19 protein-coding genes are annotated in these 25,599 nt (G+C 58.7%); 7 read left to right on the plus strand and 12 right to left on the minus strand.

The genetic code is table 11. The features are described from left to right. Nucleotides 1-100 precede the first annotated feature (100 nt). From ABLU86_RS08270 to ABLU86_RS08280, 3 genes are all read right to left on the minus strand, one after another. The gene (locus tag ABLU86_RS08270; protein ID WP_045359748.1) at nucleotides 101-1,069 is read right to left on the minus strand and encodes a TerC family protein; all 969 of its coding nucleotides are present in this window, start codon (nucleotides 1,067-1,069) and stop codon (nucleotides 101-103) included. A 391-nt stretch (nucleotides 1,070-1,460) separates the two neighbouring features. Beyond that, a complete protein-coding gene (locus ABLU86_RS08275; RefSeq protein WP_020077874.1) occupies nucleotides 1,461-2,450 on the minus strand; it encodes a Gfo/Idh/MocA family oxidoreductase in 990 nt (329 codons plus the stop codon). 73 nt (nucleotides 2,451-2,523) lie between these two features. Further along, entirely contained in the window at nucleotides 2,524-3,024 is a 501-nt protein-coding gene (locus ABLU86_RS08280) for a M48 family metallopeptidase (protein ID WP_015369584.1), read from the minus strand. A 70-nt stretch (nucleotides 3,025-3,094) separates the two neighbouring features. Between ABLU86_RS08280 and rlmG the strand changes: the two genes are divergently transcribed. Next, nucleotides 3,095-4,225 carry a 23S rRNA (guanine(1835)-N(2))-methyltransferase RlmG gene (gene rlmG / locus ABLU86_RS08285; RefSeq protein WP_015369585.1) on the plus strand — a complete coding sequence of 377 codons (1,131 nt, stop codon included), beginning with the start codon at nucleotides 3,095-3,097 and terminating at the stop codon, nucleotides 4,223-4,225. A 133-nt stretch (nucleotides 4,226-4,358) separates the two neighbouring features. Here the strand turns inward: rlmG and ABLU86_RS08290 are convergent, their stop codons facing one another. The 3 genes from ABLU86_RS08290 to lsrR form a co-directional block, all read right to left on the minus strand. Next, nucleotides 4,359-6,380 carry an NADPH-dependent 2,4-dienoyl-CoA reductase gene (locus ABLU86_RS08290; RefSeq protein ID WP_045387449.1) on the minus strand — a complete coding sequence of 674 codons (2,022 nt, stop codon included), beginning with the start codon at nucleotides 6,378-6,380 and terminating at the stop codon, nucleotides 4,359-4,361. Between the two features lie 181 nt (nucleotides 6,381-6,561). Next, entirely contained in the window at nucleotides 6,562-8,160 is a 1,599-nt protein-coding gene (gene lsrK / locus ABLU86_RS08295) for an autoinducer-2 kinase (RefSeq protein WP_032709219.1), read from the minus strand. 37 nt (nucleotides 8,161-8,197) lie between these two features. Then, nucleotides 8,198-9,169: a transcriptional regulator LsrR gene (lsrR, locus tag ABLU86_RS08300; protein ID WP_004174223.1), complete on the minus strand. Its 972-nt coding sequence runs from the start codon at nucleotides 9,167-9,169 to the stop codon at nucleotides 8,198-8,200. Nucleotides 9,170-9,387: 218 nt separating this feature from the next. Here lsrR and lsrA point away from each other — a divergent pair, with 218 nt between their 5' ends. From lsrA to lsrG, 6 genes are read left to right on the plus strand one after another with little or no spacing between them, the layout of a single operon-like run. Continuing rightward, entirely contained in the window at nucleotides 9,388-10,875 is a 1,488-nt protein-coding gene (gene lsrA / locus ABLU86_RS08305) for an autoinducer 2 ABC transporter ATP-binding protein LsrA (protein WP_032715866.1), read from the plus strand. Then, nucleotides 10,872-11,906, plus strand: coding sequence for an autoinducer 2 ABC transporter permease LsrC (gene lsrC, locus ABLU86_RS08310; RefSeq protein ID WP_012967197.1), 1,035 nt, complete (start codon nucleotides 10,872-10,874; stop codon nucleotides 11,904-11,906). The genes lsrA and lsrC overlap by 4 nt, the downstream gene beginning before the upstream one ends. Beyond that, the gene (lsrD, locus tag ABLU86_RS08315; protein ID WP_015369590.1) at nucleotides 11,907-12,905 is read left to right on the plus strand and encodes an autoinducer 2 ABC transporter permease LsrD; all 999 of its coding nucleotides are present in this window, start codon (nucleotides 11,907-11,909) and stop codon (nucleotides 12,903-12,905) included. Between the two features lies 1 nt (nucleotide 12,906). Then, nucleotides 12,907-13,908 (plus strand): autoinducer 2 ABC transporter substrate-binding protein LsrB, encoded by a 1,002-nt coding sequence (gene lsrB, locus ABLU86_RS08320; RefSeq protein WP_101739470.1) that lies wholly within the window; start codon nucleotides 12,907-12,909, stop codon nucleotides 13,906-13,908. Between the two features lie 11 nt (nucleotides 13,909-13,919). Further along, nucleotides 13,920-14,807: a 3-hydroxy-5-phosphonooxypentane-2,4-dione thiolase gene (gene lsrF / locus ABLU86_RS08325; protein ID WP_002917724.1), complete on the plus strand. Its 888-nt coding sequence runs from the start codon at nucleotides 13,920-13,922 to the stop codon at nucleotides 14,805-14,807. After that, nucleotides 14,804-15,100: a (4S)-4-hydroxy-5-phosphonooxypentane-2,3-dione isomerase gene (gene lsrG / locus ABLU86_RS08330; RefSeq protein ID WP_004181386.1), complete on the plus strand. Its 297-nt coding sequence runs from the start codon at nucleotides 14,804-14,806 to the stop codon at nucleotides 15,098-15,100. Before lsrF ends, lsrG begins: the two co-directional genes overlap by 4 nt. Before the next feature lie 44 nt (nucleotides 15,101-15,144). Here lsrG and ygjK read toward each other — a convergent pair whose 3' ends face one another. The 6 genes from ygjK to ebgA all read right to left on the minus strand — a co-directional run bounded on the left by ygjK (nucleotide 15,145) and on the right by ebgA (nucleotide 25,315). Continuing rightward, nucleotides 15,145-17,496 (minus strand): alpha-glucosidase, encoded by a 2,352-nt coding sequence (gene ygjK / locus ABLU86_RS08335; RefSeq protein WP_047740288.1) that lies wholly within the window; start codon nucleotides 17,494-17,496, stop codon nucleotides 15,145-15,147. Between the two features lie 17 nt (nucleotides 17,497-17,513). Beyond that, nucleotides 17,514-18,572, minus strand: a complete 1,059-nt coding sequence (ygjJ, locus tag ABLU86_RS08340) for a protein YgjJ (RefSeq protein ID WP_348796155.1) — start codon at nucleotides 18,570-18,572, stop codon at nucleotides 17,514-17,516. 13 nt (nucleotides 18,573-18,585) lie between these two features. Continuing rightward, nucleotides 18,586-20,019: an amino acid permease gene (locus ABLU86_RS08345; RefSeq protein ID WP_015369594.1), complete on the minus strand. Its 1,434-nt coding sequence runs from the start codon at nucleotides 20,017-20,019 to the stop codon at nucleotides 18,586-18,588. A gap of 229 nt (nucleotides 20,020-20,248) precedes the next feature. After that, nucleotides 20,249-21,682: an amino acid permease gene (locus ABLU86_RS08350; RefSeq protein ID WP_348796156.1), complete on the minus strand. Its 1,434-nt coding sequence runs from the start codon at nucleotides 21,680-21,682 to the stop codon at nucleotides 20,249-20,251. Between the two features lie 94 nt (nucleotides 21,683-21,776). Then, nucleotides 21,777-22,226 carry a beta-galactosidase subunit beta gene (locus tag ABLU86_RS08355; protein ID WP_004900777.1) on the minus strand — a complete coding sequence of 150 codons (450 nt, stop codon included), beginning with the start codon at nucleotides 22,224-22,226 and terminating at the stop codon, nucleotides 21,777-21,779. Then, entirely contained in the window at nucleotides 22,223-25,315 is a 3,093-nt protein-coding gene (gene ebgA / locus ABLU86_RS08360) for a beta-galactosidase subunit alpha (RefSeq protein ID WP_058675848.1), read from the minus strand. Before ebgA ends, ABLU86_RS08355 begins: the two co-directional genes overlap by 4 nt. Between the last annotated feature and the right edge of the window lie 284 nt (nucleotides 25,316-25,599).

The following is a 25,599-nucleotide window of genomic DNA, read 5'->3' on the forward strand; positions in this document are numbered from 1 at the left end:
ATTAACGTTTTTGTGACATGGATAAAAATTATGCGCGGGAAAGCTAACGCAGGGCGGCGTATCCCGGCCAGATACGCGATATCTGGCCGGGAACAGGGGGTTATTGCAGCTGTTTCTTCTTATCGTTCTGTTTGTTCACCCAGGCGTTAATCAGCAGCGTCGCCGCCAGGATACCGCCCACCACGCCGAGGGAAACGGCGATCGGAATGTGGTAGAAATCGACGATTAGCATCTTGATACCGATAAACACCAGGATCACCGACAGACCATATTTCAGCATCGAGAAGCGTTCGGCCACGCCCGCCAACAGGAAGTACATCGCACGCAGGCCGAGAATCGCAAACAGGTTAGAGGTCAGCACGATAAACGGGTCGGTGGTCACCGCGAAAATTGCCGGGATGCTATCAACCGCGAAAATCACGTCGCTCAGCTCAACCAGGATCAGCACCAGCAGCAGCGGCGTGGCGAACAGTACGCCATTTTTACGGGTGAAGAAGCGCTCGCTCTCGATTTTATCCGTCATCCGCAGATGGCTGCGGATCCAACGCACCAGCGGCTTATCGCCGATCCCGGAATCATCTTCTTTCGCCAGCGCCATTTTCACCCCGGTAAACAGCAGGAACGCGCCGAACACGTACAGTAGCCATTCGAACTGCGAAATCAGCCAGCTGCCGGTGAAGATCATAATGGTACGCAGGACAATCGCCCCGAGGACGCCATACACCAGTACCCGGCGCTGTAGCGCTGGCGGCACGGCAAAGTAGCTAAAGAGCATTAGCCAGACGAAGACGTTATCGACCGCCAGTGATTTTTCGATCAGATAACCGGTGAGGAAGGCTAACGCCTGCGGATCGGCGACGGCGCGGCCCTGCGTTTGCACCAAATACCACCAGAAAGCGGCGTTAAACAGCAGGGAGAGGGTGACCCACAGGATGGACCAACCGGCGGCCTGCTTCATGGTCATGGTATGCGCACCGCGCCTTCCCTGAAGCAGTAAATCGATCGCCAGCATGATGGCCACGACTACAGCGAATCCGCCCCATAACAACGGCGTGCCGACACTATTCATTGCGTTATTCCTTACATAAAAACAAAACGGCTGTCGTCGAAAGACGGCAGCCGCTGCGCTTTTATGCATAGACCTCGCCTTCCGGCAAGGTCTCACTTACAACAAGAGCGGACATGGATCCTTGATCTTGTTGCCCGGCGACCGGATGCGGTTTTGCACGCATCGTAATGACGATCGACCGGCCAGGAAGTTACTCCCCTTTGCACGTAACAAAGTATTACAAGTTATAAAGGGCGTCAATTGAGGTCGAGGGCCCATTTACACTCCTTTACGCTATACCCGTCATACTTCAAGCTGCAGGTGCGTTGGCTGCGTGCGTTCACCCCAGTCACATAGTTATCTATGCTCCTGGGGATTCGCGCACTTGCCGCCTTCCTGCAACTTGAATTATTTAGGGTATAGGTTGAGTATCCGCCGGGAAGACCACGCCGGTCTGGCGACGGATTTCGCTAAGCAGTTTTGCCGTAATGCGGCTGACTTCAAGCCCTGGATGAGCGACGTCGTTGGTTTCCACCAGCCGCGCGAACGCTTCCGCTTCATACAGCATAGTATTGATGTGCTGAGGCTGGGTGAGATCCTGCGCTTTTCCGCCGCGTGGAATAAAGGCCACCTTCTGACATTCGGAGATTTTCTCAATCACCAGCGCGCCCTCTTCGCCCTGGATTTCGCTAGGGATAGTGGAGTCGCTGACCTTCGAGTGGTGCAGGGTGACATCGAAATCGCCGTAACTCAGCACTACCGTGCCCTGGCCATCAACACCGCTTGCCAGCAGGCTGGCGCTGGCATGGACCGCTTGCGGTTCGCCCCACAGCGCGACCGCCGAGGCGAGGCAGTAAAAACCGATATCCATAATCGAGCCATTGGAAAAGGCCGGGTTGAAAGTATTCGGGTTTTCGCCGTCGAGATAGCGCTGATAACGCGAAGAGTACTGACAGTAGTTGATGAAGGCTTTACGTAATTTGCCCACTTTATCGAGCGCTTCGCGCAGCAGCAGGAAGTTGGGCAGGCTGGCGGTTTTGAAGGCTTCAAACAGCACCACGTTGTTTTCTTTAGCCACGGCAATCGCCGCTTCAACCTCTTGCAGGTTCGATGCCAGCGGCTTTTCGCAAATCACGTGCTTTTTATGGCTCAGGAACAGGCGGGTTTGCGGGAAGTGTAGCGAGTTCGGGCTGGCAATATAGACCGCGTCAACGTCAGGGCTCTGCGCCAGTTCATCGAGCGAGGTAAACAGATGCTCGACCGGGTAGTCATTAGCGAAAGCTTGCGCCTGTTCAAGGCTGCGGGAATAAATCGCGGTGAGTTTAAATTTACCGGTTTCATGGGCGGCATCGACAAACTGCTTAGTAATCCAGTTTGTGCCAACAACTGCGAAACGTATCATAAACGTTGACGAACTCCGTTAAAGGGAACCTTTCGTCACTCTAGCACGCCATGATGACAAAACGAGTGCGCTATCACGCAGAACGGTTTAACGAAAGGTGCGTCAGCCACAGGCGGGTATCAAACTCTAGCTGGTGGTACTGCGGCTCCATATGACAGCACAGCTGATAGAAGGCCTTGTTGTGATCCTTCTCTTTTAAATGCGCCAGTTCATGAACCACGATCATACGCAGAAACGCTTCCGGCGCGTCGCGAAACACCGTCGCTACGCGAATTTCCGCTTTAGCTTTCAGTTTGCCGCCCTGAACGCGGGAAATGGCGGTATGCAGGCCAAGCGCATTCTTCAGCACGTGGATCTTACTGTCGTACATCACCTTATTGATTGGCGCCGCCCCGCGCAGATAGCGGGCCTTCAGATCCTGGGTGTATTGATATAACGCCTTATCGCTGTTGACATCATGCCCCTGCGGATAGCGCTTTTGCAGTACCTCGCCGAGACGGTCTTGCTCGATTAAGGTGGTCACCTGCGACAGCAGCGATTCGGGGTAGCCCTGAAGGTAAGGTAGCGTGTTCATGGTGAAAAAAGTTTACTTCTCCGGAGAATTGAGCGATAACACGCGCGAATTTTAGCATTTCGGAGGGGCGATGAGCCAGGTAGAGTTAAACGGTGAGTTATTCACATTAGAGCGGTTCCCACCTAACGCTGAAGAAGAAGCGCTTCAGGCATGGGAAGCGGCGGATGAATATCTGCTGCAACAGGTGAATGACGTCGACGGCCTGACGCTCATCTTCAACGACGGCTTCGGCGCGCTCTCCTGCGCGTTGGCTGAGCGCAACCCGGTCAGCATCAACGATTCCTTTATTTCCGAGCTGGCGACCCGCCACAACCTGCGGATGAACGGTATCGATGAAGAGAGCGTGCGCTTTCAGGATAGCCTGAGCCCGCTGCCCGCCGCGCCGGCGCTGGTGCTGATTAAGGTGCCAAAACAGCTGGCGCTGCTGGAACAGCAGCTGCGCGCGCTGCGCGAAGTGGTGACGCCGGAGACCCGCATTATCGCCGCGGCGAAAGCCCGAGATGTGCACAACTCGACGCTGGCGCTGTTTGAAAAAATCCTCGGCACTACCACCACCTCGCTGGCGTGGAAAAAAGCGCGTCTGATCCACTGCGTTTTCACCGCCCCTAAGCTTGCCGATGCGCCGCAAACCTACAGCTGGAAGCTGGACGGCACGCCGTGGACCATCCATAACCACGCCAACGTTTTTGCCCGCAGCGGCCTGGACATCGGCGCGCGTTTCTTCCTTCAGCATTTACCGTCTGATTTAGAAGGCGAGATCGCCGATCTCGGCTGCGGCAATGGGGTGATTGGCCTGCAGGCGCTGGCGCAAAATCCAAACGCCAGCGTGATGTTCACCGATGAGTCGCACATGGCGGTGGCTTCCAGCCGTTTGAACGTCGAGCGCAACCTGCCGGACGATATCGCACGCTGTGAATTTATGGTCAACAATTCGCTTTCCGGCATTGAGCCCGACCGCTTTACGGCGATTCTGTGTAATCCGCCGTTCCATCAGCAGCATGCTATTACCGACCATATCGCCTGGCAGATGTTTAACGATGCCCGCCGCAGCCTGAAATACGGCGGCGAGCTGTACGTCGTCGGCAACCGCCACCTCGATTACTTCCGTAAGCTGAAGCGCGCTTTTGGTAATTGCACGACGATTGCGACGAACAATAAGTTTGTCATTTTGAAAGCAACGAAGGTGCGTAAGCAGCGCTGATTCTTGTTGTTGTTTCCCCCCGGCTTGCGGCTGTCGCCTTAGCCGGGCTACCGACTGTCGCCTTAGCCGGGCAACCGTTCGGGATTATCGTGGTAGCCCGGGGAAGGCGCATCGCGCCGCCCCCGGGACACGGCTAAATCGCCAGCGCCAGTTTTGTGCCCTGGGCAATCGCCCGGCGCGCATCCAGCTCCGCCGCCACGTCGCAACCGCCGATGAGATGTACCGTTTTCCCCGCCGCGCGCAGCGGATCCGCCAGCTCGCGGCGCGGTTCCTGACCGGCGCAGATCACCACCTGATCGACCGCCAACAGTTGGCGCTCGCCGCCGATAGTGACATGTAACCCTTCATCATCGATCTTTTCATAGCTGACCGCTGGGATCATTTTCACGCCGCGCGCCAGCAGCGTCGCGCGGTGGATCCAACCGGTGGTTTTGCCGAGCCCTTCGCCCGGTTTGCTGGCTTTGCGCTGTAGCATCACAATCTGTCGCGGGCTTTTACTCAGCTGTGGGCCCTCAGGACTCAGCCCTCCCGCCGTTTGCAGGCTGGTATCGATACCCCATTCGCGGCAGAACTCGCCGATATCCTGGCTGGTGGCCACGCCCGACTGGCTTAAATACATGGCGGTATCGAAGCCGATGCCGCCGCAGCCGATAATAGCCACCTTCGCGCCAACCGGCGCTTTATCACGCAAGACATTAAGGTAGCTCAGCACTTTGGGATGATCGATCCCGTCGATCGCCGGCAGGCGCGGGGCGATACCGGTGGCGAGGATCGTCTCATCGAACGCCAGCAGATCGTCTGTCGTGACGCGGGTGTTCAGGCGTAGATCGACACCATGAAGATCGAGCATGGTGCGGTAGTAACGCAACGTCTCGTGAAACTCCTCTTTGCCGGGGATCTGTTTGGCGATATTAAACTGGCCGCCGATCTCCGGGAGCGCATCGAACAACGTGACATGATGACCGCGGGCGGCGGCGTTAACGGAGAAGGCCAGACCGGCCGGCCCGGCGCCGACCACCGCCAGCCGTTTAGGCGCGTTGGCAGGCAGGACCGGCATCAGGGTTTCATGACAGGCGCGCGGGTTGACCAGACAAGAGGTGACTTTGCCGGCGAAGATCCGATCGAGACACGCCTGGTTGCAACCGATGCAGGTATTGATCTCCCTGGCGCGATCGCGCTGCGCTTTCGACATAAATTCGGCGTCGGCGAGGAACGGGCGGGCCATCGATACCATATCGGCATCGCCGCGGGCGAGAATATCCTCCGCGACCTGCGGATCGTTGATGCGGTTGGTGGTAATCAGCGGGATCGACACCGCGCCTTTCAGCTTGCGGGTGACCCAGCTGAAAGCTCCGCGCGGTACCGGCGTGGCGATGGTCGGAATGCGCGCTTCGTGCCAGCCAATCCCGGTGTTGATAATTGTCGCCCCCGCCGCTTCAATCGCTTTGGCCAGTTCGGTGACTTCCGCCAGCGTGCTGCCGTCGTTGACCAGATCGAGCATCGACAGACGGTAGATGATAATGAAATCGTGGCCGGCGCGCTGGCGTACCGCCTTAACCACCTCTACGGCGAAACGCATGCGCCTGACATAATCGCCGCCCCATTGGTCGTCGCGCTGGTTGGTGCGCGCGGCGAGAAATTCGTTAATCAGATAGCCCTCAGAGCCCATCACTTCGACGCCGTCATATCCCGCTTCACGCGCCAGTTGGGCGCAGTGGGCAAAATCATCGATCAGCGTCAGGATCTCATCGTGGCTCAGTTCATGGGGTGTAAAACGGTTAATCGGCGCCTGTAGCGCCGAAGGGGCTACTAGCGCGGGCTGGTAGCTGTAGCGCCCGGTGTGCAGGATCTGCAGGGCGATTTTGCCGCCTTCCTGATGTACCGCGTCGGTAATATGGCGATGGTGGGCCAGATGGCTGGCATCGTTGAGTAGCGCGCCGCCGGCCATGGTGACGCCAGAGGGCGCCGGAGCGATGCCGCCGGTGACGATCAGCGCCACGCCGTGACGGGCGCGTTCGGCGTAAAAGGCCGCCAGCCGCTGTGCGCCGTCCGGCAGCTCTTCCAGCCCGGTGTGCATTGAGCCCATCAACACGCGGTTTTTGAGCGTTGTGAAGCCCAGCTCAAGCGGGGCGAAAAGCGACGGATAGCGGCTCATAGTGGCTTCCAATGTAAAATTATTGTTATGTGGTCGGATGAGTTACTAATTTAGCCGTCGCGGAGAAAAAGGGAAAAGGGGAGTGCGGTGATTGTGATGGGATTCAAAGAACGGAAATCGTTGTCCCTCACCCCGGCCCTCTCCCAAAGGGAGAGGGGGAAAGGCGGATCGGTACCGGTGGTTAGGGTGACGGGGAAGACGCTACGCGCTGGCGGCGCTCCAGGCCCGGTGCCTGCCACATCGATGTTGTCAGCCCGCTATCGACAAGGCCAAGCTGATCGGCGTACACCGTCTGCCACTTGCTCATCATCTCCTGATACAGCTCGCGATGCTGCGGATTTGGGGTGAACTCGCGGTGCCAGCTCACTAACCGTTCTCCTGTACTGGCCATATCGCCATACAGTCCGGCGCCGGTTCCGGCGGCGATGGCGCAGCCCAGAGCGGTGGCTTCGCGGACGACCGGCACCCGCACCGGCAGGCCGATGACGTCGCTGAGGATCTGGCTCCACAGCGCGCCTTTAGAGCCGCCGCCGGCAAACACCAGGCTCTCGAATGTCACCCCGGAGAACTGTGAAATCTGCGCCAGGTTGCAGGCGGAGACAATCGCCGCGTTCTCCTCCAGCGCGCGGAACAGGGTCGCTTTGTTGCACTTCTCCGGATCGATGGAGAGGTTAATAAACGACGGCGCGGCGTGGTACCACTGCTTAAAGTGCATGGCGTCGGAAAAAATAGGCATCACGCCATGGGAACCGGCTGGCACGCGGCTGGCCATCTCTTCCAGTAGTGAATAGGCATCAACGCCGAGCCGCTCGGCAATCAGTTTTTCTTCAGCGCAGAAGGCGTCGCGGAACCAGCGCATGGTCAGCCCGGTAAAGAAGCTGATCGATTCCGCCTGCGCCATGCCGGGAATGACATGAGGATTAACGCGAATATTCATCTGCGGATCGGTACGCACCTGCGGCAGGTTGACCACCTGCTGCCAGAAGGTGCCGCCGAGTACTGCGGTTTGCCCGGCGCGCACCACCCCAAGGCCCAGGCAGCCGAGCTGGACGTCGCCGCCGCCCATCACCACCGGTGTCCCGGCGCGCAGGCCGCTCTGCTGCGCCGCCGCTTCGGTGACGGCGCCCAGCAGGGTACCGGTCTCTTTGACCGGCGACAGCATATCGGCGCGCAGCCCGGCCATATCCAGCAGCGCCGGACGCCAGTCGCGGCTGAACAGGTCGAGCATGCCGGTGGTGCCGGCGTTTGACGGGTCGACCGCCAGCTCGCCGGATAGCTTCGCCGCCAGCCAGTCGCTGATCATGGTGATGGTTGCCGCTTTGCGGTAGATATCGGGGCGGTGGTGCGCCAGCCACAGCAGGCGCGGCATGGCGCTAAGCGCCAGGGTTTGTCCCGAGACCTCGTATACCTCGGATTCAAAACGATAGTCGTGGATCTCCTTAAGCTCCGCCACTTCGCGGCTGGCGCGGGCATCGACGTTGGCGCAGGCCCAGATGGCCTCGCCGTCGCGGTCATAGAGGACGATCCCTTCGCGCATCGAACAGCAGGCGACGGACTGAATATCGGCGGCAGAGAGCCGGGCGGCATCGAGCGCCTGGCGAATGCACTGGCAGGCCAGCTGCCAGTTGGTGGTAAGGTCGAACTCCATCGAGCCGGGGACGTTATCGACGCTCAGGTGTTTCCATTCGGCCTGGCCTACCGCCAACTGGCGGCCATTAAGATCGAAAATGACCGCCCGAATGCTGCCGGTCCCGGCATCTAACGCTAACAGGTAACTCATGACATGCGCCTCGCTGTTGTCGCGCGGCGCCAGGCCGTCAGGAGGCCAGTGCGAGCACCGCGCGTGCTGTTGTCTCTTCCGTTACCAGGCCATTAATGCGCTTGCCAATCAGAGCGGCATGAATCGCCTGCGCTTTTTGTTCTCCCCCGGCGACGCCGACGATGGTTGGCAGCTGCGCCAGCTCATCAAGGGTTACGCCGAGCAGTTCCCGATGGATCTCCAGTCCTTCTACCGGCCGGCCGTCGGCCTGCAGGAAATAACCTAAAATGTCGCCGACCGCGCCTTTGCGCGCGTACATCAGCTGTTCGCCCTCGCTGATATAGCCGGAGCGTAAAATGGTGGCGTCGCGCCGCTGATCGATGGCGCCAATGCCAACCACCGCCGCGTCCGCCGCCGTCGCCGCCAGCATCACGTCGCGCACGCTCGACTCGCGGCGCAGGATCTCGGCGACCTCCGCCGAAGAGACCCGCAGCGGCGCCGGAATAATGCTGACGCTGCAGGCGGCATCAAGCTGGCCGATGCCGGTCATATAGGGGCCGACGCCGCCGGAGAGGGTCACCAGCCGCACCTGCTGCGAGCCGATAAAGCCGCTGAGATGCTGCAGGCAGCTCATGGTGGCTTCGCCGAAACCGACTGCCAATAATTGCCCCGGTTGCAGAATGCCCATCAGCGACTGCGCCGCGCCGATACCCAGCCGGGTATTCATCGGCGGGGTGTTGAGCGCCGGCAGCACGCGGGCAATCTTGAGGCCAAAACGCTGCTGGAGTTCACTTTCCAGCGCCAGACAGCCCTCATAGCGCGAGTTGATCTGCACGCGGATCACCCCGGACTGGCGGCCTTTCTCCAGCAGGCGAGAAATCTTCAGCCGCGGCAGCCCCAAACGCTCGCCGATGTCATTTTGCGTCAGGCCGTCGTGGTAGTAGCACCACGCCACCCGCGCCACCAGCTCTTCCTCGGCTAACGCCAGCCCGGCGTAGCGGTTCTCTTCCGTAATGCGTTTTTCGCTCATAAATTGAACTCTTATAAAAATTTAGATCATATGTTCGCTATTGCGTGATCGGAAAGTGTGAGCCGACTGGCAAAACGGATCTTTCATCGCTGGCCCATTTTTTCCTGATGATCTAAAGCACCAAAGTGTGATCTTCGCACGGTTGTAAATATAGTTCACCGTCTACGCTTTTGAACATTATTAAATTTAAAAATCATTTGTTCAATCGAGGCGCGATGATGAAGCCACTGCTTGAAGCTCGCCAGATTTGCAAACAGTTCTCCGGCGTTGCGGTGCTCAAGGGCATTGATTTCACGCTAGGCGCGGGCCAGGTGCATGCGCTGATGGGCGGCAACGGCGCGGGTAAATCGACGCTGATGAAGATCATCGCCGGCGTCGAAACGCCGGATAGCGGTGAACTGACGATCGGCGAACGCGCGTTTGCGCGCCTCAATCCAGCGCTGGCTCATCAGTTAGGCATCTATTTGGTGCCGCAGGAGCCGATGCTGTTTCCCAACCTCAGCGTGCGCGAGAACATTCTTTTCCGCCTGCCGAAGCGGGCGGATACCGTCGCGCGGTTGCAGGACAAACTGCAGCAGTTGAACTGCCAGATCAACCTCGACGCCAGCGCCAGCACGCTCGAGGTAGCCGATCAACAGATGGTCGAGATCCTGCGCGGGCTGATGCGCGAGGCCAGGATCCTGATCCTGGATGAACCCACCGCCTCTTTAACGCCGGGTGAAACCGAGAGGCTCTTTAGCCAGATCCGCGCGTTACAGGCGCTGGACGTTGGGATCGTCTTTATCTCACACAAATTGCCCGAAATCCGCCAGCTTGCCAGCCATATTTCGGTGATGCGCGACGGCGCGGTGGTGCTGAGCGGCGAGACCGCGGCATACCGCGACGAACAACTGATTAACGCGATGACGCCGGTCAGCCGCGACCATGCGCTGAGCGACACGCAAAAGCTGTGGCTGTCGCTACCGGGCAACCGCCGTACGCAACCGCAGGACTTTCCCGTGCTGCGGGTGGAAGATCTTACCGGCGAAGGCTTTATCGATCTCAATCTGGAGATCCGCGCCGGAGAGATCGTCGGTCTGGCCGGGCTGGTGGGATCCGGGCGCACCGAATTTGCCGAAACCTTATACGGCCTGCGTCCACCGCGCGCCGGGCGAATCTGGCTTGAGAACCGCGAAATTAGCCGCGACAGCACCCGCGCCAGGTTGGCCAGCGGGCTGGTCTATCTGCCGGAAGACCGCCAGGTCTCGGGGCTGTTTCTCGATGCGCCGGTGCGCTGGAACACGGTGATGTTCAATCAGCCGTCGTGGTGGCAGCAGGGGAAACGGGAGGCGGCGGTGGTTGAACGCTATCACCGGGCGCTGGGGATCAAGCTGGCCGATGGCGATCAGCCGGTGCGCACTCTCTCTGGCGGTAACCAGCAGAAGGTGCTGCTGGCGCGCTGTCTGGAAGCTAATCCGTTACTGCTGATTGTCGATGAGCCGACGCGCGGCGTGGATGTCTCCGCCCGCGCCGATATCTATCAACTGCTAAAAAGCGTTGCCGCGCAAAACGTGGCGGTGCTGATGATCTCTTCCGATGTGGATGAGTTCGTCGGCCTTGCCGACCGGGTGCTGGTGATGCATCAGGGCCGCTACAGCGGCGAGCTGGCGCGGCAGGCGGTGACCGTCGATCGCATGATGACCCTGGCCTTCGGAGGACAGGCATGAAAACGTTACTGAAGAATCGCGAACTGAGCGCTTTCTTTGCCATCGTGGCGCTCTTTGTCGTGCTGGTGGCGCTCAATCCAGCCTATTTCAGCCTGCAGACCCTGGCGATGATTTTCGCCAGCTCGCAGATCCTCTGCCTGCTGGCATTGGGCGCGACGCTGGTGATGCTGACCCGCAATATTGACGTGTCGGTAGGTTCGACCGTTGGGCTGTGCGCCATCGCCGTCGGCGTGGCGCTGAACAACGGTTACGGGCTGGCGACGGCTATCGCCTTCGCGCTGGCGATTGGCGCGCTGGCCGGAGCTTTTAACGGCCTGCTGGTGGTGGGGCTGCGCATCCCGGCGATCGTCGCGACGCTCGGTACGCTGGGGTTGTATCGCGGGGTGATGCTGTTGTGGACTGGCGGGAAATGGATCGAGGGTTTGCCCGACAGCCTGAAATCGCTCTCGGAGCCCGCGTTTATCGGCGTGTCGCCGCTGGGCTGGCTGGTGCTGGCGCTGCTGCTGGCGGGCGGCTGGCTGTTGTCGCGTACCGCCTTTGGTCGTGATTTTTACGCCGTTGGCGATAACCTCGCCGCCGCGCGCCAGCTGGGCGTGGCGGTCAACCGCACGCGGATGCTGGCCTTTACCCTCAACGGTATGCTGGCGGCCTGCGCCGGGATCGTCTTCGCCGCGCAGATTGGTTTTGTGCCTAATCAGACCGGCAGCGGCCTGGAGATGAAAGCCATCGCCGCCTGCGTATTGGGCGGGATCTCGCTGCTCGGCGGTACCGGCACGTTGCTTGGCGCGTTTCTCGGCGCCTTTTTCCTCACCCAAATTGACACCGTACTGGTGCTGTTCCGCCTTCCCGCCTGGTGGAATGACTTTATCGCCGGCCTGGTGCTGCTCGGGGTGCTGGTGCTCGATGGCCGCCTGCGTCAGGCGCTGGCCCGCCATCAGCGGGCGCTGAAGTACAGCCGTTTTCAGCCAGGTAACAAAGGAAGCAAACAGGTTGCCCGCTTTCCCGAACGCAAAAGCAAAGAGGTGGCTTAAATGAAGCTGAAGCTTAACTGGGAAAGCGCGCTGCTGGCGTTGCTGATCGCGGAAATCCTGCTATTCGGCGCTTTGAATCCGCGCATGCTGGATATCAATATGCTGCTCTTTAGCACCAGCGACTTTATCTGCATCGGCATCGTCGCGCTGCCGCTGACGCTGGTGATCATCAGCGGCGGGATCGATATTTCGCTGGGCTCGACCATCGGCCTGTGCGCCATCGCCCTCGGGGTGATGACCCAGGCGGGCTGGCCGCTGTGGCTCGCGGTATCGCTGACGTTGCTCTTGGGGCTGCTATGCGGGTTATTCAACGCCGCGCTGATTCACTACACCGGCATCAGCCCGCTGGTGATCACGCTTGGTACGCTATATCTGTACGGCGGCGGCGCGCTGTTGCTTTCCGGGATGGCCGGCGCGACCGGTTACGAGGGGATTGGCGGTTTTCCCGATAGCTTCACCGCCTTCGCCAATTTAACCCTCGCCGGACTGCCGCTGCCGCTGGTGCTATTCGCGATTATCACCTTTTTCTTCTGGCTACTGGCCCATCGCGGGCGCTTTGGCCGCCACCTCTTTTTACTCGGGCAAAACCCGCGCGCCGCGCGCTATGCCGCGCTGTCGGTGAACGGCATCCCGTACGTGCTGTATGGCCTGGTGGGCGTCGCCTCGGCGGTCGCGGCGCTGGTGATGGTCTCCTATTTCGGCTCGGCGCGTTCGGATTTGGGCCGCGACCTGCTGATGCCTGCGCTGACCGCGGCGGTGCTCGGCGGGGCCAATATTTACGGCGGCTCGGGATCGATACTGGGTACCGCGCTGGCGGCATTGCTGGTGGGGTATCTGCAACAGGGTTTACAGATGGTCGGCATCCCCAACCAGGTGTCGAGCGCGCTGTCAGGGGCGCTGTTGGTTGTGGTGGTGATGGGGCGTTCGCTGAGCCTGCACCGTGAATGGGTGCGCGCGACCTGGCGGCGTCTTTTCTCGCATAAAACAATCGGAGCATAAAATGAAATTAAAACTGATCGTGCTGGCGCTGGCGATGAGCGTAGTCACCGCACAGGCGGCGGACCGCATCGCCTTTATTCCTAAGCTGGTCGGCGTCGGCTTCTTTACCAGCGGCGGCAACGGCGCGAAAGAGGCGGGGAAAGCGCTGGGCGTGGATGTCACCTATGACGGTCCCACCGAGCCCAGCGTCTCCGGCCAGGTGCAGCTTATCAATAACTTCGTCAACCAGGGCTACAACGCGATTATCGTCTCCGCCGTCTCGCCGGACGGCCTGTGTCCGGCGCTGAAGCGGGCGATGCAGCGCGGGGTGAAAGTCCTGACCTGGGATTCCGATACCAAGCCGGAGTGCCGCAGCATCTATATCAACCAGGGTACGCCGCAGCAGCTCGGCGGCCTGCTGGTCGAGATGGCGGAAAAGCAGGTCAGCAAACCTGCCGCCAAAGTCGCGTTTTTCTACTCCAGCCCGACGGTGACCGACCAGAACCAGTGGGTGAAGGAAGCCAAAGCCAAAATCGAAAAAGAGCATCCGCAGTGGCAAATCGTTACCACCCAGTTTGGCTATAACGATGCCACCAAATCGCTGCAAACCGCCGAGGGGATCTTAAAAGCGTATCCGGATCTCGACGCCATTATCGCGCCGGATGCCAATGCGCTGCCGGCGGCGGCGCAGGCGGCGGAGAACCTCAAGCGTCAGGGCGTGGCGATCGTCGGCTTTAGTACTCCGAACGTGATGCGCCCGTACGTTGAGCGCGGCACGGTGAAAGCGTTCGGCCTGTGGGATGTGGTTAAGCAGGGCAAAATTGCGGTTAACGTCGCCGATCGATTGCTGAAAAAGGGCGATCTTAACGTAGGCGATAGCGTTGAGGTGAAAGATATCGGCTCGCTGAAGGTCGAACCGAATAGCGTGCAGGGCTACCAGTATGAAGCGAAGGGCAACGGTATCGTGCTGCTGCCGGAGCGCGTGGTGTTCAGCAAAGAGAATATCAACAACTACGACTTCTGACGGAGGATGAGATGGCTGATTTAGACGACATCAAAGAGGGTAAGGACTTCGGTATCGACCGCCCGCAGCAGAACACGCTGTATACCCTGAAAGGCTGCGGCTCGCTGGATTGGGGCATGCAGTCGCGGCTGGCGCGCATCTTTAATCCGCACAGCAACCGCACGGTGATGCTGGCCTTCGATCACGGCTACTTCCAGGGGCCAACGACCGGGCTTGAGCGTATCGACCTGTCGATTGCGCCGCTGTTTGCCGACACCGACGTGCTGATGTGCACCCGCGGCGTACTGCGCAGCCAGGTACCGGCGGCCACCAATAAGCCGGTGGTGCTGCGCGCCTCCGGCGGCAATTCGATTTTGAGCGAACTCTCCAACGAATGCGTGGCGGTGGCGATGGAAGACGCGCTTCGTCTCAACGTATGCGCGGTGGCGGCGCAGGTTTATATCGGCAGCGAATACGAACATCAGTCGATCAATAACATCATCAAACTGGTGGATGCCGGTAATCGCTACGGTATGCCGGTACTGGCGGTTACCGGCGTCGGCAAAGAGATGACCCGCGACGCGCGCTACTTCTCGCTGGCCAGCCGGATTGCCGCCGAAATGGGGGCGCAGTTTGTGAAGACCTATTTCGTTGAGGAAGGCTTTGAAAAAGTGACCGCCAGCTGTCCGGTGCCGATCGTTATCGCCGGCGGTAAAAAACTGCCGGAGCATGAGGCGCTGGAGATGTGCTGGCGGGCGATCGACCAGGGGGCGTCCGGGGTGGATATGGGGCGCAATATTTTCCAGTCCAGCGCCCCGCGCGCGATGCTGAAGGCGGTGAAAAAGGTGGTGCATGAGAATCTGAACGCGCGCGAAGCGTATCAGTTCTGGCAGGAAGAGAAACAGGGAGAGCTGAAATGAACGTGACGCTGGTGGAGATCAATATTAAACCCGAGCGGGTGGATGAGTTTCTCGAGGTGTTTCGCGCCAACCACGAGGGCGCGCTGCGGGAACCAGGCAACCTGCGCTTTGATGTCCTGCAGGATCCCGAGGTGAAAACCCGCTTTTTTATCTACGAAGCCTATAAAGACGATGAGGCGGTGCTGGCGCATAAGAAGACGCCGCACTATTTAGCCTGCGTCGAAAAGCTGGAGGAGATGATGTCGCAGCCGCGGCAGAAGCGCAGCTTTATCGGCCTGTTACCGCAGGTGTGAGGTTCCCTCTCCCTGTGGGAGAGGGGTAGGGTGAGGGGAAAACGCTACGGCTTACGGAAAAACTCGTTATACAACATATATAAATGCGCCGCGCTCCACGAGAAGTTGGGCGCCCCCTGCTGGGCGCCGGTCAGCGGATTGTAGTTCTCCTGAATCGGGCCATCGGCGGTTAAGCCTTTGGCGTGCTGGAAGAAGGCGTCCGCCAGCTTCAGCGCCTCATCGCGATGACCGTAGCGCTCCATTCCCTTCAGGCCGAACCAGAACTGATCCACCCACACCCGTCCGCGCCAGTAAATATCGGCGCCAAAGGCCGGGTTGGTCAGCGCGGCGGTGCCCAGAGGCACAAAGGTGTTGAACTCTTTCGGGTCGAGCATCACCGAAACCACATCGTCAGCATGTTGCTGCGTCGCCGCGCCGTTAAACAGCGGCGACCAGCCTTCCGGCCCCTTGCCGCGCTCGACGATCGGTTTACCGGCGCAGCCGTTGGCCAGCGGTTGTTCTTCGATACGAATATCGTAATAGAAACGAGTCTGCGGGTCGAACATACAGGTATTGATATAATCCGCCAGCTTCGTCGCCAGCGCCTGATAGCGCTTTGCCTCTTCCGCTTTGCCAAGAATGGTCGCCATCTGCGCCAGATAGTGGTTATCGCTGTACATATAGCTGGCCTGATCGACCGATTCCTGGAGCAGCGAATACCCCAGCAGGTTGCCGTCACGGTCGCGGTTTTCGGCGAATTTCACCGTCCAGTCGCTGCGTTTGCCGCCGTTGGCGACGTATTTATCCAGCTGTTCTTTATCGATAAAACCAAATACCGCCGCATCGTCGCGCCCGGACTCCCACGACGCCGCTACCTGCGCCGGAATTTCGAGGCTGTCGTAATCGCCTTTGGCCGTCACCTGTTCGTAGGCGCGAAGGCCGGAAAGTGTCTGCTCGGTTTGCCCTTTTTTCACCGTGAACAGCATGGCGCCGTCGGCGGTGTTGTGCGCCTTATCGCGGGTCGCGCCATATTCCGGCACGCCGTTACCGTTATGGTCGCGATTGCGCAACCACCAGTCGTGATAGGCCACCAGCTTCGGATACATCTCTTCCAGCCACGCTTTATCTTTGGTGACGTTATATACCTCCATCACCGACCAGGCCGCGAGGCTTGGCTTGGTGTTGCGTTCGTTCCAGTTGCCGCCGTCGCCGCCGCGCTCGGGGCTCAGGTTCCAGGCAATCAGGTCGGGCACAAATCCGGCATCCTGCGGGCGCACCTTATCATTGGCTTTTATCTGCCAGGAGAAGACGGCGCGGATATTCTCTTTGGCGATATCCGGGTTGAAGTGGGCCATGGCGTAGGCCTGTTTCCAGGTATCCCACGGCCAGGTCTGGTTGCCGGAGAACCAGCGGCCGGTCACGGATGGGGTGACGGTATGGTAATGCACCGCGCCGCCCGGCGCGCGCCAGTTGCCGTTGAGCGTTTCAATAGCTTTCACCGCCACGCGGGTCTGTTCGGCGGTAGCGTCGGGGTTGCTGAGCCCTTTTTGCAGATAGCCGTCCCAGCGCTGTTCGGAGGCGGTGAGATAGTAAGCCGGGCGCGCCAGAATATCGCGGATCTGCGCTTTTTCCCGCCGCGCTTGCTCCGCGGTGAGTAGGTGCGAATAGGTGGTGTAGAGGGTGGTGGAGCCGCGGATCTCCGCGCTGCTGGTAAAGCGGTGGCCGTCGATACGGGTCTCGGTTACCAGCGAACGGTGGATCTGATACTGCGATTCGCCGGAGGTCATCAGGTCGGAGGCGGCGCGAACCTTGCCAAAGCTGACCGTCAGGCCGTCGGGCGTGGCGCTCAGACGGCGCTGATAGTCCGGGAAGGCTTCATCAATGGTTTTGTCCGATAGCGCTTTACCCTCTTTGGCGGCCAGTTTTTCCAGCAGTTCGCCATCCCACACCAGCTTCAGCGGTGTGTTGCTGGTGATTTTGGTCTCCAGCAGTGAAGTGTGGGCGCTGGCGAAGCGTAGCGTCATCTCCACCTTCACGCCGGGGGCGGTCAGCGTTTGTTTCAGCGCGCCGGGCAGGCTCCAGGCCTGCAGGGTGAAATCGACCTTTTTGCCGTTCTGATATACCGTCAGGCGATCGAAGTTGGTGGCCATAAAGTTGATGTACTCTTCGGTCAGCAGCGCCGGGCCGGGGAAGCCGCCCATGGTCGCCGGGCCGTCGGGCAGCAGGTGGCCGTGCCACGCCCCGAGGTCGAAAAAGGGGTTGAAGCGCTGGTGGTCGTCGGCGTCGAAATCCTGCATATACTGCGGCGCGCCGCTGCGGTCGATGACGTTTTTAAACGCCTGCGCGGTGACGGCGTGGGCGGAAAAACTCAGCATCAGCGCGCAGGCCAGCGGCGTCAGCGTAGTGGTGAGGTTCATGGTATCTCGGCTCCTTGTTACCAGTAGAAGTATTGCATCAGGAAAATTTTGTCGCTCGGGTCGCCGCTGGTGTTGCTTGTGTAAAAACGGCTGTCGGCGGCGGTGGCGAAACGCCCGCCGCCGTATTCGTACCAGATGCCAAATTGCATAAACGCGGTGGTTTCATCAGCGGCGTGGTCCGGGCGGTGTTTGGCGTAGCTGTATGCGGTGGAGAAGTAGAGCCCGCTTAATGCTTCATACATGGCGCTGGCCATAAAGCCGGTTTCGCTGCCGGGGACATCCAGCCCTTTGGCGCGGCCGGTATGGTGCCAGGCGCGGAAGGCCAGATTGGGCGACAGAACGCCGGTCAGGAATAGCTGCCCGGTGCCGTCGGTCACTTCAAGGCCGTTCATCCAGGTGACATTTTTGACGATGTCGTACTGTACGTAGCCGTTGATCATCGCCGGATAGGTGTACTTATCGTCATAGCGATCATATTTGCCGAAGTGCAGCCAGGCCTTGCTTTCATCGTGATGCCCGGCCGGCGTGGCGGTGACGCTATAGCGGAAATCGCCGCTGCGGTTTTGTACCTTCAGCGCGTACATGATGTCGCGGGTATTGGGGATCACGTAACCCAGATCGGGGGTAAAGTCTCCCCACCACTGCAGGTCGTCCAGCGACGAGTCCTGGCGCAGGCTGAGCATGATCTCGGTGTTGTTATCGGTTTTATAGCCGCCATAGAGGCGGTTAAGGCCGCCTTCCACGCCGCCCCAGCTGTGGCCCGGCGTCCAGGCATTGCCCTGGCTATCGGCCTGTACCGTCCAGGCTTCGCCGTAGATCAGCCCGAACCAGTGGCCGTTTTTGACCTCCAGCCCGCCCTCGATATAGGTGCCATCGCTGTATTTATGTTTATCCTCGCCTTCTAAATCCATGTATCCGCCAACCCCCAACTCGCCGTAAAAGCGATAGGAGGTGGTGGTTAATTCCGGCGTTTTGGTATCGTCGTGCTCGGCCGGATGGACAGTCTCAGCGGCCGCCGCAGGGGCGCAAAAAGCCAGGGCAACGAGTGCCCCGTATAAGTAAGAGTTAGTTTTCATTTTTTTAAGGTATTTAAGAGGTATGGGAAGCCGGAGCCGCTTCTATTTGTTGTTGTTCTTGGGTTAATCCTTTGACGTATCTGCTGTATTTCCACCACGCGAAGCCAAGGAAAATCACGATCCCGCCGACGTTGTAGAAAATGATGGTCAGGATGTTGCCGCCGGTTGGGAAGGTTGAGGCGACGAAGCCGATGGCGAAAATCACAATCAGCATGGATACCACCACGATGCCGGTAGTACGCGAGCCCATGCGGAAATCGCGCGGCAGATGGTCGAGCTTGCGGCGCAGGTTGAGGTAGGCCAGCATGATGAACAGCGGCGGCAGCATGGAAGCGGCGGCGGTCATGTTGATGATGGTGTTCATCAGATCCTGCACGGTGTTGGATCCCAACGTCGGGATGATCATCAGCGGAATGACGATCAGATACTGGATCCAGGCCGCGCGCGCCGGGACGCCGTTCTCATTGAGCTCGACGGTTTTTTTACCAAAGATGCCGGAGGGGATTTCCGAGAAGAAAATTTTAACCGGGGTGGCGGTCCACATCAGCAGCGAGCCAAACATCGCGGTAAACGAAACGAGGCCGACGAAGCGGTTCATCAGAATTTCCGGCAGGCCAAAGTAAGCCGCCAGGCCGTGGAACACCTGCACCGATCCGCCGGTAAACTTCAGCTCTTTACTGCTGACGAAGACGTTGATCAGCACGGAGGAGATCGAGTACAGCACGCCGATGAAGATCCCGGCGAGGATGATCACTTTGACGAAGGATTTCGAGCCACCTTTCACATCGTTGACGTATACCGCCACCGATTCCGCGCCGCCCGCCGCCATAAAGATCCACGTGGTAATACCAAGGAACGCCCAGTTGAAGTTAGGGATCATCGCCTCGACGGTGATCGGATCCGCTGGCTGCACGCCGCCCACCAGCGCGGTACCGGCCAGCAAAATATAGGAGAGCGTCAGCAGCAGCATCAGCGATGAGGTAACGGAGGTGATAGGCCCCAGCATTTTCGCGCCGTTGGTGGAGATCCAGGTGGAGAAAGCGAACAGCGCCATGCTCAGCACGGTAGTGGCGAACGGCGTCAGAATGTATTCGTAGCCGAGGAAGGCGTAAGAGGCATAGGCGATCACGCGCGGCAGCAGCGAGGTGAAGAAAAACAGGTTTACGAACCAGTAGGTATAGGCGGTGATAAACGCCCAACGGCCGCCGAGCGAACTCTTCACCCAGGCGTAAACCCCGGCCTCGGAGTTTTTATTCAGCGACACGAACTCGGCGATAATCAGGCAAAACGGAATGAAGTAGAACAGGGTAGCGAGGAAGAACATCGGCGCCGACGCCAGCCCCAGTTCGATATTGTTGTTGATGACGTTATTGAAACTGTAAACGGCGGCAAAGGTCAGCGATAACAGGCCGAACTTGCCGATGGTATTACGTTTAGTATCAGACATAACACATCTCCACACATTGTCCTTCAGAGGGTCGCTGAAGGGGGTTGTGTTGTTTGTAGGGTAGAGGTAGTTAAGAATTAATGTCGATTTTAGTAAAACTTTTAGTAAATAGAAGTAAAGAAACCGAATAGCTTTAACTCGATCACGAAAAAGGTTGAGTAATACGTAATCAGGCGAGGGATATAAAAATCCCGCCAGCCGCCGAGGCGCTGACGGGACGACAGGAACGTTATTTACCGGCGGCGGCAGCGTTAACCGGCGCCACGGCGCGCAGACGTTGCTGCTTTTTTTCAAAGCGGGCGATCCACCACCACGCCAGGCCGGAGAAGACCGCGGTCATAAAGACGTTGATAAAGAAAGCGTTAACCAGATCGACGCCCGGCGGGAAGGCGGAAGCGGTCATGCTAACCACGAAAATCACTATCAGCATCGATACCACGCTCATGCCCACTTTCCTCGAGCCCATACGGAAGTCGCGCGGCGTGTCATCGTGTTTCCAGCGGAAGACGAAGTAGGCGGCCATGATGAACAGCGGCGGCAGCATGGCGGTACCGGCGGTGAGATTAATGGCGGTGTTCATCATCTGCTGCACGCTGGCGGAGCCGAAGCCGTTAACAATCAACATCAGGAAGACGAACAGGAACTGCCACCAGGCGGCGCGTACCGGCACGCCGTGGGCGTTTAGCTCGGTGGTTTTCTGGCCGTAGATACCCTTCGGGATTTCCGAGAAGTGGATTTTGACCGGCGCGGCGGTCCACATCATCATGCTGCCGAAGATGGCGATAAACAGAATGATGCCGACGAAGCGGCCCATCAGCGCTTCAGAAATGTGGAAGTAGGCGCCGAGACCGGTAAAGATTTCCACCATTCCGCCGGCGTAGGTCAGGTTTTCACGGGCGACAAAGACGTTAACCAGCAGCGAACCTAAGGCATACATACCGCCAATCAGCACCCCGGCGGTGATGATGACTTTAATAAAGGATTTCTGCCCGCCCTTGGTGTCGTTGAGGTAGGCGGCAACGGTTTCCGCGCCGCCAGCGGCCTGGAAAATCCAGCACATGATACCGAGCGTCGCCCAGTTGATGGTCGGCTCCATCGCCGCCAGGGTAATCGGCTGCGCCGGGACGTGACCGGAACCCAGTGCGGTCAGCGCGCCGACGACGTAAATCGCGAACAAAGCGAACACGCCGTAGGCCACGCATTCGGAAATTTTACCCAGCCAGGTCGCCCCCTTGGTGGATATATGGGTGGCCATGGCGAACAGCACGATGGAGATAAGCGAGGTCACCATCGGCGAGAAGGGGATCGCGTACCCGGTGATCGCGTATGAGGCGTAGGCCACTACGTTCGGCAACAGCGAGAGGAAAAAGAACAGGTTCACAAACCAGTAGAGGAAGGAACCAAGATAGGCGGCGCGGGTACCCAGCGGCTGCTTCAGCCACGCGTACATCCCGGATTCGGAGTGTTTATTGGCCGAGACGAATTCGGCGATGATAAACACGAACGGGATAAAGTAAACGATAGTGGCGAATAAGAAGATAGGCGCGGAACTGAGACCTAACTCGATGTTATTATTGACGATATTTCGCACGTTAAAGACGGCGGTAAAGGCCATCGATAGCAGCGCGAACTTGCCGATTTTGGCACGTACAGACTCGGACATACGTCCTCCAATCATTCATCTACCCGCTTTAGCGGGCTGGAACCGAAAGGCCAACGGGCGTACCCGTTGACCTCCCTTGTCGCTTAACGCGGGTTTACTTATTGAGGAAGTATCCGTCTTCAACCGTGACTCGCAGCACCACTTTTTTTACCGGCGCATCGCAGATAAAGCGATAGGCTTCGTCGATATCGCAAATCACCATCTGCCCTTCGTGAACCTTCACCGTTTCACCGATCCCTTTCAGGTATTCGCGATCGGTTTCGTCGCGGTAGCAGGCCACGGTTTGCAGATTTTCTTTGGCGGCAAACTCGATTTTCTGCTGCCCTTGCAGGTAATAGTGCACCTCAAAGTAGCGGCGGTTGCCGACAAATAGCGCGTCGGTCGTACTATCGGTTTCCACCCGATAGGAGAGAGAATCGCCAATGGAATGCGCCACGCCCGGGCGGATGTTGTCGATGTTATTGATGGCTTCCACGCAGCGCTGCCATTTGCGGCCGCTATGATAAACCTGCTTAAACTGTTCTAAATTATCGAGAATTCTCATTGTTCAGCCTCGCTGTGTGCAACGGGGGAAAAGAAACCGGCGCCGAAGCTATGGTTCGCCAGTACCTGCGAGGTGCCGCATCCGCCCTCCAGCGGCAGCAGCGTAAAGCCATAGTTGAAGGTGTTGAGCCAGACGCGCCAGCTATCCAGCACTTCGCTGCCCCAGGAGTTGGAGCCGAGGCCGAGCAGTTGTGCATCGATATTCAGGGTGATGTCATCGCTGCGCTGCAGTTCGTTGCAGTGCTGGGCGGCGTGCAGGTTTTCTGCCGTAAAGTGCCATGCGCTGACGTTGAGCGGATTGCGCGGAACGACCAGCAGACCGCTGCCGTGGCGGTCGCTGAACGATGCCCAGCGCACGTGCTGACGATTACCGTTGTTCTGCGGGAATGGATAATTGACGAACATATCGTCGACGGTGGTATGCCAGATATCAATGATGTTGCTTTGCTGGCTGTCGGCGTAGTTCTCGCCCGGCCCGCGGCCGTAGTAGTTCACCTGGTCGAACTCACCGTTAATGCCCAGCATAAAGCCGATGCACGGGACAATGTGTGGATAGTCGCCGTAGCGCTCGCCGGCCAGCTCAACGTTGATGTGGCCCTGCGGGGTAATCTGCCAGCGATAGGTACAGCGCATACCGAAGTCGAACACCGGCGGCGCAATCACGCTGCGGGTGGTGATCACCACCGTTTCGCCCTCTATTTCAGCGCTGAATTCGCGCAGATGCTCCTGCATTATCTGCAGGTGGGCCGGCTGCCACAGTCCTTCGTATTCCTGTTTATGGTTATCAATCATTGGTTTGAAGAAGTTAATCTTCGGCTCGCGGGTTACCTGGTCGACGCCGTTGACCTGCCATTCGCTCAGTTTGCCGCTGACCTTGCTGAACACCACGCGGAAGTTATGGCCGCAGATGGTGTAGCTGAGGCGTTCATCGACAATCTGCAGCGGCGTGGCGCTGGCGTTTAACAGCGGGGTTCGCGCGGCGGTTCGCGCTTTAAGTGGGAACTGATAGACGGCGATATCGTGATTGGCTTCGCTATACGGGGTGCGCGAATCTTTGGTCACCATGATGTTGACGAACGCCTCACGCTCGTCGAGCTGCGGCAGGGCGATTTGCAGGTCGCGGCCGCTGTTCGGCGCCAGGTCTTGCACTTTCAGCAGCTGACTGGAGAGCGTTTCGCCTTCGGCGCGCACTTCAACGCGCAGGGTGTAGTCATCGAGAGTGGAGAACCACAGTTTGTTTTCCACCCGCAGTTCGCCGCGGCAGATATCCCGTGCCTGTACTTTCACCGGGGCGATGACCTGCTTGTATTCGCGCAGGCCCGGCCCCGGCGTCTGGTCGGAGAAAATCAGACCATCGAGGCAGAAGTTGTAGTTGTTCGGGTAGTCGCCGTAATCGCCGCCAAATTTGTACCACACCGTACCGTTATCGTCGCTGGCCTGGATCCCGTGGTCGCACCATTCCCACACGTAGTGGCCCTGGATACAGTCGTGCTGGTAAAAAACATTCTGATATTCAGTTAATCCGCCGGGACCGTTGCCCATCGCATGGGCGTACTCACAGATAATGCGTGGTTTTTCATGCGGATGCTCGCCAAATTCGTTCATCAGCGGCACGCGGGTGTACATGGTGGAGATGATATCCACCACCTCGGCGTCGCGATCCTCTTCGTAGTGCACCAGCCGGGTATCATCCAGCGCTTTGGTGGCGTGGTACATGGCGCGGATGTTGCAGCCATAGCCGGATTCGTTACCCAGCGACCAGATGACGATCGACGGATGGTTTTTCTGCGCGTGCACGTGGCGCACGATGCGCTCAACGTAGATGTGTTCCCAGGCCGGGTCGTCGGTGATGGCGCTGAGGTTGCCGACGTTGGCGAAACCGTGGGACTCCACGTCGGTTTCCGCCATCACGAACAGTCCGTAGATATCGCACATTTCATAGAAACGCGGGTCGTTCGGATAGTGGGCGGTGCGTACCGAGTTGATGTTGTGCTGCTTCATCAACAGCAGATCTTTTTCCACGCGATCCATGCCGACCGCGCGGCCTTTCAGATGGTCGTTATCGTGGCGGTTCACGCCGTGCAGCATTACGTAGCGGTTGTTGATGTAGAACAAGCCGTCACGCACTTTGATATCGCGGAAACCGACGCGCTGCGGGATGATTTCCAGCACCTCGCCGGCGGCGTTTTTTAACGTCAGCACCAGATGATAGAGATACGGGCTTTCCGCCGACCACTGCTGCGGCGCGCTCACATCAATTGTGAAGCCGGTATTTAGCTGCTGGCTGACCTGCAGTTGACCGACGTTGCCCGAATAAAGCGCTTTTTCGCCGTCGAACAGGGTATATTCCAGCGTTGCCGCCGCCGTCTGCGGAGCCAGGTTTTCCAGCGTCAGCTGGCAGGAGAGGGTCGCGTCGATGTAGTCATCGTTAAAATCGGTGCGCACGGTGAAGTCCTGTACGTGCAGCGGATTTTTCCCCACCAGATAGACGTCGCGGAAAATGCCCGCTGACCACCACATGTCCTGATCTTCAATATAGGTGGAGTCCGCCCACTGCATCACGCGCACGCACAGCAGGTTGTCGCCGGTTTTCACCGCCGCGCTGATATCGAACTCGGCGGTCAGGCGGCTGCCTTTGCTAAAGCCGATGTACTGGCCGTTAACGTAGACTTCGAAATAGGTTTCGACGCCATCGAATTTAATGATGGTTTGTTTGCCCTGCCAGCCGTCGCCGAGGGTAAACAGGCGCTGGTAGGCGCCGGTCGGGTTATCGGTCGGAACATAGGGCACGTCGATGGGGAAGGGGAAACCTTCGTCGGTGTACTGCAGCTGGCCGTGGCCTTCCATCTGCCACATGCCCGGTACGGTAATCGGCCCCCACTCGTTCTGATAGCATGAGGTAAAGCTCTCCGGTACCAGCAACGGGTTGGTGAAGAAGCGGAAGTTCCACTGCCCGCTGAGGGACAGGAAGCGGCTGCTGGTTTCGCGGGCGAAGGTCCGCGCCTGGGCCAGTGAGTCGTAAGAGAAGAAATACGCCCGCGGCGGCAGCCTGTTTTCATGAGTGAGTTGAAGGTTTTCCCAGCGATTCATATCGCCTCCCTGAACGGCTTAATAAGATAAAACTCATTTTAGTAAAACTTTTACTAAATAAAATCGCCAGGGATGATTTACTTTAACTCGATCACAAAATGAACCGCTTTGTGTCGGGTAGCGGCTTCGCCTTACCCGACCTACAGAATGGCGTTCCGGGCAGGACCGGTAGCCCGGCCAGGCGCAGCGCCGCCGGGGAACTGGATGGGGGATGAGGCCGTTTTGTGCCGGGTGGCGGCTGCGCCTTACCCGGCCTACAGAATGGCGTTCCGGCCAGGACCGGT

Source organism: Klebsiella sp. JN_Kp121 (assembly GCF_040062145.1).
GTDB classification, from domain to species: Bacteria; Pseudomonadota; Gammaproteobacteria; order Enterobacterales; family Enterobacteriaceae; genus Klebsiella; species Klebsiella aerogenes.